This is a genomic window from Terribacillus halophilus (assembly GCF_900101385.1).
In the GTDB taxonomy this organism is placed as follows: domain Bacteria; phylum Bacillota; class Bacilli; order Bacillales; family Amphibacillaceae; genus Terribacillus; species Terribacillus halophilus.
Genome location: NZ_FMZB01000002.1, coordinates 513,398 through 526,375 on the forward strand (window position 1 = coordinate 513,398; position 12,978 = coordinate 526,375).

General features: G+C 45.4%; 13 protein-coding genes and 1 other annotated feature. Of the genes, 3 read left to right on the forward strand and 10 right to left on the reverse strand.

What is annotated here, in order from left to right; translation table 11 throughout:
- Positions 1-130: 130 nt before the first annotated feature.
- Positions 131-946, forward strand: a complete 816-nt coding sequence (locus BLQ53_RS05805; protein ID WP_093726323.1) for a histidinol-phosphatase — start codon at positions 131-133, stop codon at positions 944-946.
- Between the two features lie 208 nt (positions 947-1,154).
- Positions 1,155-2,471, forward strand: a complete 1,317-nt coding sequence (locus BLQ53_RS05810; protein ID WP_093726324.1) for an APC family permease — start codon at positions 1,155-1,157, stop codon at positions 2,469-2,471.
- A 33-nt stretch (positions 2,472-2,504) separates the two neighbouring features.
- Here BLQ53_RS05810 and serA read toward each other — a convergent pair whose 3' ends face one another.
- Positions 2,505-4,088 carry a phosphoglycerate dehydrogenase gene (gene serA, locus BLQ53_RS05815; RefSeq protein WP_093726325.1) on the reverse strand — a complete coding sequence of 528 codons (1,584 nt, stop codon included), beginning with the start codon at positions 4,086-4,088 and terminating at the stop codon, positions 2,505-2,507.
- Position 4,089: 1 nt separating this feature from the next.
- Positions 4,090-5,247: a pyridoxal-phosphate-dependent aminotransferase family protein gene (locus BLQ53_RS05820; RefSeq protein ID WP_093726326.1), complete on the reverse strand. Its 1,158-nt coding sequence runs from the start codon at positions 5,245-5,247 to the stop codon at positions 4,090-4,092.
- Between the two features lie 87 nt (positions 5,248-5,334).
- Positions 5,335-5,569 (reverse strand) — a binding site (T-box leader).
- Between the two features lie 164 nt (positions 5,570-5,733).
- Here BLQ53_RS05820 and BLQ53_RS05825 point away from each other — a divergent pair.
- Positions 5,734-6,453: an NAD-dependent protein deacylase gene (locus tag BLQ53_RS05825; RefSeq protein WP_093726327.1), complete on the forward strand. Its 720-nt coding sequence runs from the start codon at positions 5,734-5,736 to the stop codon at positions 6,451-6,453.
- Between the two features lie 27 nt (positions 6,454-6,480).
- Here BLQ53_RS05825 and BLQ53_RS05830 read toward each other — a convergent pair whose 3' ends face one another.
- From BLQ53_RS05830 to BLQ53_RS05865, 8 genes are all read right to left on the reverse strand, one after another.
- Positions 6,481-7,911 carry an MDR family MFS transporter gene (locus tag BLQ53_RS05830; protein ID WP_093726328.1) on the reverse strand — a complete coding sequence of 477 codons (1,431 nt, stop codon included), beginning with the start codon at positions 7,909-7,911 and terminating at the stop codon, positions 6,481-6,483.
- Positions 7,912-8,140: 229 nt separating this feature from the next.
- Entirely contained in the window at positions 8,141-8,371 is a 231-nt protein-coding gene (gene rpsR, locus BLQ53_RS05835; protein WP_038562624.1) for a 30S ribosomal protein S18, read from the reverse strand.
- 20 nt (positions 8,372-8,391) lie between these two features.
- Entirely contained in the window at positions 8,392-8,892 is a 501-nt protein-coding gene (ssb, locus tag BLQ53_RS05840) for a single-stranded DNA-binding protein (RefSeq protein ID WP_093726329.1), read from the reverse strand.
- 12 nt (positions 8,893-8,904) lie between these two features.
- Complete coding sequence (rpsF, locus tag BLQ53_RS05845) at positions 8,905-9,195, reverse strand: 30S ribosomal protein S6 (protein WP_093726330.1); 291 nt, start codon at positions 9,193-9,195, stop codon at positions 8,905-8,907.
- Between the two features lie 154 nt (positions 9,196-9,349).
- Complete coding sequence (gene ychF / locus BLQ53_RS05850; RefSeq protein ID WP_093726331.1) at positions 9,350-10,450, reverse strand: redox-regulated ATPase YchF; 1,101 nt, start codon at positions 10,448-10,450, stop codon at positions 9,350-9,352.
- A gap of 327 nt (positions 10,451-10,777) precedes the next feature.
- A complete protein-coding gene (locus tag BLQ53_RS05855) occupies positions 10,778-10,984 on the reverse strand; it encodes a DUF951 domain-containing protein (RefSeq protein WP_093726332.1) in 207 nt (68 codons plus the stop codon).
- A complete protein-coding gene (locus tag BLQ53_RS05860; protein WP_093726333.1) occupies positions 10,977-11,897 on the reverse strand; it encodes a mechanosensitive ion channel family protein in 921 nt (306 codons plus the stop codon). Before BLQ53_RS05860 ends, BLQ53_RS05855 begins: the two co-directional genes overlap by 8 nt.
- 50 nt (positions 11,898-11,947) lie before the next feature.
- A complete protein-coding gene (locus tag BLQ53_RS05865) occupies positions 11,948-12,967 on the reverse strand; it encodes a YkvI family membrane protein (RefSeq protein WP_093726334.1) in 1,020 nt (339 codons plus the stop codon).
- Between the last annotated feature and the right edge of the window lie 11 nt (positions 12,968-12,978).

Sequence of the window (12,978 nt, forward strand, 5' to 3'; positions counted from 1 at the left end):
GCAAGCTCTTCCTGTACAGGCGGAGCTTTTTTATTTGCTGCATATGGATGTTTACGAAGAAACCCCTCTTGGAACATCCTGCAGAATATGTCAAAATATTTTTAACTTAACTATGGGGGAGTGGGACGTTTTGTTGACAGATTATCATGTACATATGGCAGAAACAGGCTCGTTCACTTTGGATTATATCCGTGAGTACCTTAACGCGGCCAAAGAAAAAGGGATAGAGGAATTTGGCATATCCGAACATGCTTATTTTTTCCAGGAAACAAATAAAATTCTATCAAATCCATGGGTGGAAAACCGCCGGACCCTGCATTTTGAAGATTATCTCGCTTTCTTTAAAGAGATCAAACAAGCAAGTCTTCCTGTCAAAATGGGCATCGAGATGGATTATACACCAGGAAAAGAAACAGAAATGGCTGAATTCCTGGATCAGCACCCTTTTGATTATGTCATTGGGTCTGTCCATTGGATACGGGATTGGGGAATCGACCTTGACATTTTCAAAGACGAATATGAAAAGCGAGACTTGAAGCAAGTTTATCGCGATTATTATGATCAAATCATCACGCTTGCGGAATCCAAGCTATTTAGCTTTGTCGGCCATATCGATTTGATCAAGATTTTCGGCTATAAACCGGATGATCAAGCCTTCATCGAAGGAGAATATGATCGTGTTGTAAAAGCGCTCGCTGCAAATGATACATGTATCGAGATCAGCACAGCTGGTTTGCGCAAACCTGTAGGCGAAATATATCCGGATCCGATTCTGCTGCAAAAATGCTATGATGCCGGTGTCGGCATCGTAATCAACTCGGACGCGCATGCTCCCAAGCATGTAGGATATGCATATGACCAGGCAATCGAACTCGCTAAGCGTGTCGGCTATACCGAAATCCAGACATTCGAAAAACGGCAGCGAAAAGCAATGCCTTTAGACTAAACAAATGAATAATCATCCGCCAAGGCGGAAACATTATCAACAGGAGCTGCATATTGATGCAAGCTCCTTTCTTTATGCGTAAAACCCTTACAAGTCAGAATACTTTTTCTAATTTCTATTTGCAGGCACATTTCCTATAATGGACTACATATATCCATCACTACACTAAAGGAATGCAGTATGCTGCGTCAGAAGAAGGAGTGACATCATGAATCAACCGGAGAACACAGCATTAAAGAAAGAAATTGGAATTTTTCTAGGATTATCCATTGTAGTAGGAACCATCATCGGTTCTGGCGTGTTTATGAAACCAGGACCTGTACTGAACCATGCTGGCAGCTCTGAAGCAGCCATGCTTGCCTGGCTGATCGGGGGATTGCTGACGCTTGCTGGCGGTCTTACCATTGCAGAAGTTGGAGTACAGATTCCAAAGACGGGTGGATTGTATGCTTATCTGGAAGAAACGTACGGCGAGCTGTGGGGGTTCCTGTGCGGCTGGGTTCAAACCGTCCTGTATGGACCTGCCATCATCGGGGCTTTGGGGCTTTATTTCGGCACCCTTTTAGTCAATCTGTTCGGCTGGGATCCGAAGTGGACAGCTGCCATCGGTATCGCAAGTGTCGCTTTCCTTTGTATCATCAATATTCTCGGAACAAAATTCGGCGGTGCGATACAGCTTGTTACCACAATCGGCAAACTGCTCCCGATTATTTTAATTGTGGTATTCGGCTTCTGGAGAGGGGATGCAGACTTTTTCAGTGCGATACCAGAAGCGATTTCCGATATGAACTTCGGCGCTGCCGTACTGGCAACATTGTTCGCTTATGACGGCTGGATCATGCTTGCCTCCATGGGCGGTGAAATGAAGAATCCAGAAAAGACTTTGCCTAAAGCAATGATTGGCGGTATTTTGATCGTTACAGCTTGTTATCTGCTTATTAACGCAGCGATGCTTTATATCCTGCCCGCGGCAGAAATCGTCAGCTTGAATACGAATGCTGCCAGCACGGCTGCCAAACTTGTCCTCGGTGATGCTGGTGAGATCGTCGTCAGCCTCGGTATCATTGTCAGCATTTTCGGCTGCCTCAATGGGAAAATCCTTACATTCCCGCGTATCCCGTTCGCCATGGCTGAGCGAGGTCAGCTGCCATTTTCCAACCTGCTGAAAAAGGTGCACCCTTCCTTGCATACACCTTGGGCAGCGGTCTTGCTCCAACTCGTACTCTCTGTCATTTTCATGCTTGTCAGCAACCCTGATAAGCTGTCGGAAATGAGTATTTTCACGATTTACATGTTCTATGTCCTGGCTTTTTATGCTGTTTTCATCTTGCGAAAACGAAACAAAGGGAAAGAACGCGCCTATAGCGTGCCACTTTACCCATTCATCCCGATTGCTGCCATTGCAGGCTCCTTGTTTGTCTTGATCAGTACGCTGTTCACAGACTTCCTAAGCTGCCTCTTTTCGATCGGAATAGCAGTCATCGGTCTTCCGATATTCTATATGTTGAAAGCCAGTAAGCGTTAAAAAGCGAGCAGACAAGATCTGCTCGCTTCTTTTTTATATCGTGATGGCTATTACATCAAAAATATCATCCAGCTGTTTCAATCCTTCGACTTCGCCTGCCTGCGGCTCTTTATCGACAGTGAGCATCATGATTGCGTCGCCGCCTTCGTTCGAGCGTCCTACCTGCATCGTCGCAATATTCACTGCATATTTCGCCAGCAAAGTACCGACTCGGCCAATGGCGCCTGGCTGGTCCTTATGCCGTACCAGTAGCATATGGCCGGCAGGTGTCACATCGACATAATAGTCATCCACTTTTACAATACGGGCGCCCAGTCCGTTGACGAGTGTCCCGGCTACCTGATGCGTCACAGTAGCCGATTTAGCTTCCACTGTAACCAAGCTGGTGAAGCCTCTTGTCGTGGAAGTCTTTTGTTCATTGATCGTAATTCCTCGTTTTTTGGCAAGATGCGTCGCATTCACTTCATTCACGTTTCCTAAATAACGCTGCAGCAAGCCTTTTACTGTGTTCCGTGTCAGCGGGGCCACCTCTTGGTCTGCCAAGTTGCCCGCGTAATAAACAGTCACTTCTTCGATGGCATCCGGCATTGTCCTGGCCAAGAAGGCTCCAAGCTTTTCCGCAAGATCAAAATACGGCTGGATTTTCCGCATGACTTCCGGGGATATGGAGGAGAAGTTGACCGGATGGATAGCCTGACCGCCTTTGAGAATCTGCATCACGTCTTTACTGACATCGATTGCGACATTTTCCTGCGCTTCCACTGTGCTTGCACCCAAATGCGGTGTGGCAATCACTTGCGGCAGCTCCAGCAACTTATGGTGAACAGCCGGTTCTTCCTCGAAAACATCCAATGCCGCCCCAGCTACTTTCCCACTGACGATTGCATCATACAGCGCCTCCTCATCGATGATTCCGCCTCTGGCACAGTTCAGGATCTGAACGCCATCCTTCATCTGGGCAAACGCCTCGGTGGAAATCATATGCCTTGTCTCTTTCAGCAATGGGGTATGGACGGTCAGGAAGTCACTTGCAGCAAAAACCTCCTCCAATGTCCCATAGCCGATTCCCATCTTGTCTGCACGATCCTTGGTCAGGAACGGATCATACGCAATCACATCCATACGCTGTCCCTTCGCCCGATAAGCAACCTCCGCCCCGATCCGGCCCATGCCGACGATACCAAGTGTCTTGCCTTTCAGTTCGACACCGATATGCTGTTTGCGTTCCCAGCGTTTTTCCTTCAACGCAAGGAATGCCTGCGGAATGTTGCGAGCTAGCGACATCATCATTGCCACTGTATGTTCAGCGGCCGAGTTTGTATTACCATCCGGGGCGTTGACAACGACAATCCCAAGCTCTGTTGCTGCTTCCAAATCGATATTATCGACGCCGACACCAGCACGTCCGATCACCTTGAGATTCGATGCGGCTTCCATGACTGCCCGCGTGACTGTCGTCTGGCTGCGGACTAGCAATGCATGATAGTCCCCCATCTTCTGGATGAGTTGTCCTTCATTCATTCCAGTATCGACTGTAACGTCAAAGTCATCTGCTTGTGTTAATGGTGCCATGCCTTCTTCACTTAACGGATCACTGATCAATACGCGATATGTCATGTCATTTCACTCCTTGTTCCAAGTAAATTTGCTGTGCTGCTGCCGTTCCTGCACCTAATGATATTTGTTTGCCAATCTTCACAAGGCCGATTTCGACTGCTCCGATTACCTGCAATACATCTGCCGGAGAGCAATATCCCATATGACCGATCCGGAAAATTTCACCCTTCATATGCTGCTGACCACCTGCAAATGCCAAGTTGAAGTCCTGCTTCACTTGCTTGCGCAGCAGCTCAGCATCAAAATCTGACGGTTTGATTGCCGTAACTGTCGGTGATGCATAAGCATCCTCTACTAGCAGCGGTATATCTAATGCACGGAAAGCAGCTCGTGTCATATCCCGCATCAGCCGATGCCTAGCATATACCTGCTTCAAACCTTCCTCCTCCAGCAATGTCAGCACTTGTTCCAACCCGAACAAAATGGATAAAGCAGGCGTAAAAGGTGTGCTGTCTTTTTCCAGCCCATCACGATACTTCGTCAAATCCAAGTAAAATCGCGGCTGCGGATTTGCTTCGATGACTCGCCATGCCCGTTCACTTACTACTGCGAAGAACATTCCGCCTGGAAGCATGAATGCTTTCTGAGTACCTGTCACCAGAATATCGATACCCCATTCATCGAATTCCGTCTCGACACCCGCCACACAGGATACGCCATCCACAATGACCAAGGCCTCCGATACGTCATGCACTGCATCAGCAATTTCTTTTATTGGGTTCAGCACCCCTGTGGATGTTTCACAATACGTGACAAAGACTGAGCTGATTTCCGGATATTCTTTCAAGTATTCACTAATATCCTCCGGATTTGCTGCTTCTCCCCATGTCACTTCCAAACGATGGACTTGAAGCTGATATGCTTGAGCTATCTTAACGAACCGATCGCCAAAAGCACCTACGACGACGACCAGCACTTCATCTCCCGGCTTAGACGTATTGGCTACTGCTGCTTCCAGTCCAGCAGTTCCGCTGCCAGTCACTAGCAGTACATCCTGTTCTGTCCCGAATACCGGCTTCAATTTCGGCTTGATCCGCTGCAGCAAAGCAGTTGTTTCCGCACCGCGATGGCCGATCATCGGCTGGCTCATGGCACGCTGTACACTTGGCGGAATTGGTGATGGTCCTGGAATCCGTAGTAAAAGCTGATCTGGTAACATAAATTCTTTTCCTCCTTGGATTGTAAGATATATTAACAGGTAAAAAAGCCCATAAGAAAAGCCTTCCGCTCCCTTACCTGATATTAAGTAAGGGGCGAAAAGCTTGAATCTACTCACGCGGTGCCACCCTTTTTCACTGTCTGCTTTCACCCTGACAGCCTTCATTGAAGCTATGCGTAACGGGCATATGCCGGACAAGCCTACTGGATTCAGCCTGCCTATTCAGAAGTGCTGCCCTTTGACGGATTATACTAGTTTACACCAGCCACTAGCTCTCTTGGATAAGCACGAACAAAGGTATGATCTTCATCAACATAGTTATGGTTTGGTTCAATTTTTTATTTATCATAGCAGACATACAGCTATTGTCAATACGTTTTCTAATAATTTTAGCAAATTGGATTGTTCGGATTTTGCTGTAATCTGCTTTATTCTGGCTTTTTTGCTATACTGAAAAAAATAATAAATTAGCTGGAGGTATGAAGCATGCAATTGAAAACAGCAGCCAAAATGATCGCAGATGTTTCATCCGTAGCGGTCTTGACTGGAGCTGGCGTATCGACTGCCAGCGGTATTCCTGATTTCCGCTCCACCACAGGTCTTTGGACCGCTGATGAAGCCCGGGAATACTATATCTCCAATTACTATTTTCATAAAGACCCCGTAGATTTCTGGGGGAAATATAAAGACATTTTCCGAGTCAAGCTGCTTAAGGATTATGGTCCGAACCATGTACATCGCTATCTCAAAGATTTAGAAATGCATGGAAAACAAATCACTGTCATCACGCAGAATGTCGACGGCCTCCATACACTTGCAGGCAGTGAACATGTCATCGAATACCACGGGACATTGAATAGTGCAACTTGTCCGAACTGCGGCAGGTCCTTTGACTTACCTTATCTATTGGAAACAGAAACTCCTATTTGTGAAAAATGCGGGCACGTGCTGAAACCTGACGTCGTCTTGTTTGGCGATCCCATCACAGAACATGACAGTGCAGAAAAGGCAATACAACAAAGTGAGCTGGTGCTCGTCCTTGGAACTTCCCTGCTCGTCAGTCCATTCAACATACTCCCTGAGTATGCGAATTCACTCGGCAAGCCATCTATTTTGATCAACCGGGAACCAACGGTCATGGATGAGCTCTTTGATGTCGTCATTCATGATGATCTTTCCAAAGTCGTACAGCAGCTGCAAAAATAGCGAGCTCCCTCGGGAACTCGCTATTTCTTATTCATATTGATAATGGTGGGCAGGTTTGGTTTGTTTGACAAGCAAGACGAATACAACTGCAGCTATTGCGAATACACCCGCAATAGTGAAAGCAAACTGCACACCGGCTGTCATGGCCTGACTAGTTCCCTGGGAGGCTACAGCTTGGCTCCCGCTGCTCATCAAAGTGATAAAAAGCGCCGGACCGATTGCCCCGGATATTTGATTGAAAGCATTCAAAGATGCACTCCCATGAGAATAAAGCTCCTCTGTCAGCTGATTGAGACCTAATGTCGTCATTGGAGTCAGAATCAACCCAATCGCAAAGGTAAAGCCAACGTACAGCAAAGTAAACTGCAGCATGGACGTATCAGTCGAAATCGTCGTCATCAAAGCGATCATAACCACTAACAGGACTGTTCCCGTGATGGCAAACGGCTTCGGCCCGAACCGATCAGACAGCCTGCCTGTGAGCAATGCCATCACAGCAATCATGATACCGCCCGGGAACAGCACGATTCCGGAATCAAAGGCACTGATCCCCAACGCATCCTGCATGAATACAGGCAAAAGAATCATCGCAGCGAAAAAGCACATCATGACTGTGATTGTCACCAAAATCGCCATCAAGAAGTTCTTATTCTTATATGGTCGCAAATCAAGCATCGGTGTCTCCAAGTTGAATTGGCGGTAAGCAAAATACGCAATGGCAATCAGACCAATACATAATGCACCTAGCACCAGCAGGCTCCCCCATCCCTGTGCACCAGCACTGCTGAAGCCAATCACAATCGAACCAAAACCGATCACCGCCAAAACAACAGACAGTATATCAATTTTCGTACGCTTCGTCTCCAGTACATTGCGAACATAATATGCAGCAAATCCAAGCAGCGCAAGCGTCAGCGGCAGCACACTAAGAAATACATAACGCCAAGAAGCCTGTTCCACAACAAGACCCGAAAACACAGGACCGATCGCTGGTGCAAACAAAATCACTACCATCAGCAATCCAAGCATCGAACCACGTTTTGCCAGCGGCGTGATCGTGATGATCACTGTCGTCACCAGCGGAATGATGATCCCCGAACCGGAGGCTTGAATCACACGTCCGAGCAATAATATAGCAAAGTTAGGAGCAATACCGGCAATCAGCGTTCCAACAAAGAAAAACGATAACGCAGTAAGCAGCAACTGGCGAGTCGTGAAACGCTGCATCAAGTACGCACTGATCGGAATGAGAATACCAATTGTCAGCATATAACCTGTAGATAGCCAATGAGCAGTCGTCGTTTGGATGCCAAGCGTTTCCTCTATATTGGGCAAAGCGACATTCATAACTGTTTCGTTTATCAGCGCAATGAAATTCCCCACCATCAAGACAATAATCAATGGAATGCGGTTTTCCACTTGCACATGTTTATCGATTGTTTGTGTAGTAGCAGCCATGTAAATGCTCCTTTCCTTCTGGTAGATTCATAATCAACTTTTTCCATTATAGAAGTTTTGAAATGAGATTCAAGCATCTTGTTCATAGTCCGGGGATATTATCAAATTAATTAATTTCTGAAAAATTGCCAACAAAAAAAGCCCCTGTTTCAGGGACTTTCCGTGCAATTTACGACTGTTTGAGATATATCAAAAAAGCACCATCCTGATGGATGGTGCTTTCCTTGCATTACTCGCTCACGTATGGCAATAGAGCCATTTGACGAGAACGTTTGATAGCGATAGTCAATTTACGCTGGTATTTTGCAGAAGTGCCAGTCACACGGCGAGGAAGAATTTTTCCACGCTCGGAGATGAAACGTCTAAGCAAATCAACGTCTTTGTAATCGATGTAAGTGATGCCATTTGCTGTGAAATAACATACTTTTCTGCGCTTCGCGCGACCACGACGTGCTGCCATGTCAGATTACCTCCCTTAAATTAGAATGGTAGATCATCATCGGAAATATCGATCGGTTCACCTTTATCACGGAAAGGATCTTGGTCGTTATTTCGATTATAGTTATTGTTGTTGTTGCTATTGAAGTTATTATTATTGTTGTTGAAGTTCGAGTTCTGATTTTGGTATCCAGAAGAACCTTGTCCGCCTCCTTGAGAGCTGCCTTTGGTCTCGAGGAATTGCACGCTGTCCGCAACGATTTCCGTTACGTACACACGATTGCCCTCTTGATTATCAAAGCTTCTCGTTTGGACACGGCCATCGACGCCAACCAGACTTCCTTTGCTCATGAAGTTCGCCAGATTTTCAGCCGGACGTCTCCATACAACACAGTTAATGAAATCTGCCTCACGTTCGCCTGACTGATTAGAGAAAGGACGGTTTACTGCTAAGGTAAAGTTGGCAACTGCCACTCCATTTGGTGTGTAACGCAGGTCCGGATCCTTGGTTAATCTGCCGACAAGTACGACACGATTTAACATCAGAACCCCTCCTTATTTCTCGTCTAGACGAATAGCCATCTGACGAATGATATCATCAGAGAACTTCGCTTGACGGTCGAATTCATTAATAGCGGCTTGTTCGCCGTTTAGATTAATGACGTAATAGTAGCCATCACGGTAGTCGTTGATTTCGTAAGCAAGACGTTTCTTGCCTTTCTCGTCAACTTTCACGATTTCCGCACCGTTATCAGTTAGGATTCCGTTGAAACGCTCAACTAGAGCAGTTTTAGCTTCTTCCTCGATATCTGGGCGGACGATGTACATGATTTCGTATTCTCTCATCCGTTTGCACCTCCTTTTGGACTTAACGGCTCTTATCTTTCATAAGAGCAAGGAGTAATCTGTAGAAACGTAATTACTCACAATGATGAATTATAGCAAATTATCTGCCGTTAAGCAAGTTTATTATGCATATTTGCAAGATGAGGATCCGACCTTACACGTTAAAACGGAAATGCATGACATCTCCGTCTTGCACCAAATATTCTTTACCTTCCAAACGCACTTTCCCGCGTTCTTTTGCAACACCCATGGAACCAGCATCCACAAGGTCATCATAGGATACGGTCTCTGCCCGGATGAATCCTTTCTCAAAATCAGTATGAATGATACCAGCAGCTTGTGGCGCTTTGATTCCCTTTTTGAAAGTCCAAGCCCGCACTTCCTGCTCTCCAGCTGTGAAATAAGTAGCCAAACCAAGCAAACTGTAAGAAGCCTTGATCAGCTGATCCAAGCCGGACTCTGGAATGCCCAACTCTTCGAGGAACATTTCTTTTTCCTCTCCTTCAAGCTCAGCAATTTCTGACTCGATCTTCGCACAAACAACAATAACCTGCGCACCTTCGTTTGCTGCAAACTCCCGTACTTTTGCAAGATTTTCATTGGCAGACGTATCCGCCACTTCTTCTTCACTCACATTGGCAGCATACAATACTGGTTTGCTTGTCAAAAGATGCAAGCCTTTGACAATTTTCTGCTGTTCATCCGTGAATTCCAGCGCACGAGCAGGCTGTTCATTTTCTAGCGCATCCTTGACCTTGGATAGAACTTCTTGTTCTGCGACAGCTTCTTTGTCTTTTTGGCGTGCAAGCTTTTCTACACGCTGCAGACGTTTATTAACAGAATCAAGATCTGCAAAAATCAGTTCCAGATTGATTGTTTCGATATCATCGATGGGATCGACTTTACCGGAAACATGTGTGATATTTTCATCATCGAAGCAGCGAACAACGTGAACGATTGCGTCAACTTGACGGATGTGTGATAGGAACTGGTTGCCAAGCCCCTCTCCCTTACTCGCACCTTTCACAATACCTGCGATATCCGTGAATTCGAATGCTGTCGGGATGGTTTTCTTTGGTTTGACCAGTTCAGTCAATTTATTTAAACGTGAATCCGGGACTTCTACAATGCCGACATTCGGATCGATCGTACAGAACGGATAATTGGCAGATTCCGCCCCCGCCTGCGTGATCGCATTGAACAATGTGGATTTACCGACGTTCGGTAATCCGACAATACCTGCTGTTAAAGCCATGTAATCTTCCACTCCTTAAGTGTCCTGGCCGCTTTTCATCGAACAGCGAACCAAAATAGATCTGCTTACTGAACAATCCGCCCAGGGGCAGGGAAGATAGGGCAGCACCGGTAACTGACTTACGCTAAGCATGCCAGTTTGCCCTTAATTTGTCCAAGTAAGCATACGTACTTCTAGAGTACACTATTCTGTATGAAACAGCAAAATAATGTAAGGATTTCGGTCTTTTATATACATGTTGATAGTAGTAAAACGTTTTTTGTAAAAAAAAGCCCGCACGATGACAACATCAGCCAGGCTTCTCTGTTTCACGTGAAACAATTCCTATTAATTTGTCGGTTCTTCTGCGTGCTCTAACACTTTTTTCATTTTTGTCTCGAATTTTTTTCGAGGAATGAGCACGCTATGACCACAGCCTTCACATTTAATCCGGATATCCATTCCCAACCGGATGATTTTCCAGCGATTTTCACCACATGGATGGGCCTTTTTCATTTGCACCACATCATTGAGCTGATAGACTTTGTCACTCACGAGCACTCCCCCTTATGGCACTTTCCTGCATGAGTTCTTCTGCTTCTTGTTTATTATACATGACCAACCTAGGAGCTGGAATACTGATATTGCGTTCCAGCAGTTTTGTTTTAATGCGGTTCCTTGCTTCCCTCGCCACACCAAAATGTTCCATTGGCAATGTTTCGATGATAGCACGCAAAACAATATGCGAAGTGGATAACGTCTCCACTCCCAACAACTGAGGAGTTGATTGAATTTCAGGGTATTCAGCTGGCATCTCCAATAACACCTGCATGATGACTTCTTCAGCCACTTGCAAATCAGCCTCATAGGGAACGTTGATATCCAACACCCCTAAACTATTATGCACGGAGAAGTTGGTCACTTGTGTGATGTTTCCATTCGGGATGATATGCAATTCGCCTGTCCAGTTCCGAATCTTACATGTCCGCAAGCCAATTTCTTCTACATCTCCCCTGACGCCGGCAGTCTGGATATTATCACCTACAGAAAATTGGTTCTCGAAAATGATGAAGAAACCGCTGATAACATCCTTGACTAAGTTCTGGGCACCGAAACCGATTGCTAAACCGGCCACACCTGCACTTGCAATCAATGCTCCAATATTCAATCCAAGCTGAGATAAAACCATTACAACTGCTATGAAATATACTACATACGTAATTATATTTTGAATCAGTTTTTTCAATGTATTCTCTCGTCGCTCAGACACTATCGGGGATTTTATTTTTGCCTTTTCCCTAAAAGAATTATTGAAAGTTCTCTCCACAATGTTATTAGCTACACGCACAACAACCATGGACAATATAATGATCATGACAATTTTCAAGACTGCCACACCAATTGTGGTCCAAAGCTCCGCGCTCGTCAAATAATCGTAAATACCGGTCCACTGCTCCTCTACATTCATGATTTCCGAATCCCCTCGTCCGTTTGTTTTCTTTATATAGTATCAAATTTCTATTTCATTTTGTAACGATTTAGTAATGGATATACGAGGATTGCCGAAAGAATATAGAGATTAGCAAAGCCAAAAAGCGGGTACATCAAAGCTATCAAGTCTGTAAAGCCCAGCTGTGTCAGTGGCAGCATAAGCGTAATAAGAACAGCAGCTTGCAGCCAGAGCGGCCCCTTCCACTTTGTTTGGAATCTTGAAACGATGCCCAGCACACCGGAAACAGCCGACGTATAGATGGCGAGCCATAATACGATACTGATTCCAATTAAAACGATAGAGGGATAATTCTTCAGAATGTAGAATAGCGGGATATCATAGTTTGGGATTGCATGACTTATATGCATAAGGTCATTATTGTACAAATACGTCAGTGCACCAATGATGAGTCCGCTGCCGATACTGGCAATCCATAACTCCCCCTTCCCTTTCATTTGTTTGCCGATTGCTCCAATGACAGCAACGACGGGAAGGATATTCAATGCAGTGAATGGAAATGCAGCCTGCCAATTCGCTTGTTTCCGCCAATCTAGAAACAAATCAATCTGTTCATGTCTTGTATAGACTAAAAGTACGATGACAAGACCGCCTACTAAAATAGGAAGGATATAACTATTCATCGAAACGACGCCTTCAACATTCGAGATGAAGATCAGGACAATCATAAGCGAGATGAAGAGGATGCCGAGCCAATTGGGAATATGATACATCATGCCAGTGGCACCTCCAGCAGCAATCATGACAACTGTCACGGTAAACAAATAAAAAACGATCAGCACATCATAGAGAGCCGCCAATCTTTTGCCAACAAGCCTCTCCAACACTGGAAAGTAATGCGCACTCTTCTCGGTAAAACTGATATGCAGGATAACATAGCTGCATATTGAAAATAATACAGTGAAAATGACGATAGCCAGTCCACTTTCATAGCCAAAAAATTGCCAGATCTCTCTTCCTGACGCATATCCAGCTCCTATTAATGTCGCCAATATCAAAAACATCCATTTCATCCCAGCAGCCCACATCACAGTCCCTC

Excerpts from the sequence above, each read along its gene's own strand:
- BLQ53_RS05810 (WP_093726324.1), top strand. The coding sequence starts at position 1,155 with ATGAATCAACCGGAGAACACAGCATTAAAGAAAGAAATTGGAATTTTT.
- serA (WP_093726325.1), bottom strand. The coding sequence starts at position 4,088 with ATGACATATCGCGTATTGATCAGTGATCCGTTAAGTGAAGAAGGCATG.
- BLQ53_RS05820 (WP_093726326.1), bottom strand. The coding sequence starts at position 5,247 with ATGTTACCAGATCAGCTTTTACTACGGATTCCAGGACCATCACCAATT.
- BLQ53_RS05825 (WP_093726327.1), top strand. The coding sequence starts at position 5,734 with ATGCAATTGAAAACAGCAGCCAAAATGATCGCAGATGTTTCATCCGTA.
- BLQ53_RS05830 (WP_093726328.1), bottom strand. The coding sequence starts at position 7,911 with ATGGCTGCTACTACACAAACAATCGATAAACATGTGCAAGTGGAAAAC.
- rpsR (WP_038562624.1), bottom strand. The coding sequence starts at position 8,371 with ATGGCAGCACGTCGTGGTCGCGCGAAGCGCAGAAAAGTATGTTATTTC.
- ssb (WP_093726329.1), bottom strand. The coding sequence starts at position 8,892 with ATGTTAAATCGTGTCGTACTTGTCGGCAGATTAACCAAGGATCCGGAC.
- rpsF (WP_093726330.1), bottom strand. The coding sequence starts at position 9,195 with ATGAGAGAATACGAAATCATGTACATCGTCCGCCCAGATATCGAGGAA.
- ychF (WP_093726331.1), bottom strand. The coding sequence starts at position 10,450 with ATGGCTTTAACAGCAGGTATTGTCGGATTACCGAACGTCGGTAAATCC.
- BLQ53_RS05860 (WP_093726333.1), bottom strand. The coding sequence starts at position 11,897 with ATGAATGTAGAGGAGCAGTGGACCGGTATTTACGATTATTTGACGAGC.
- BLQ53_RS05865 (WP_093726334.1), bottom strand. The coding sequence starts at position 12,967 with ATGTGGGCTGCTGGGATGAAATGGATGTTTTTGATATTGGCGACATTA.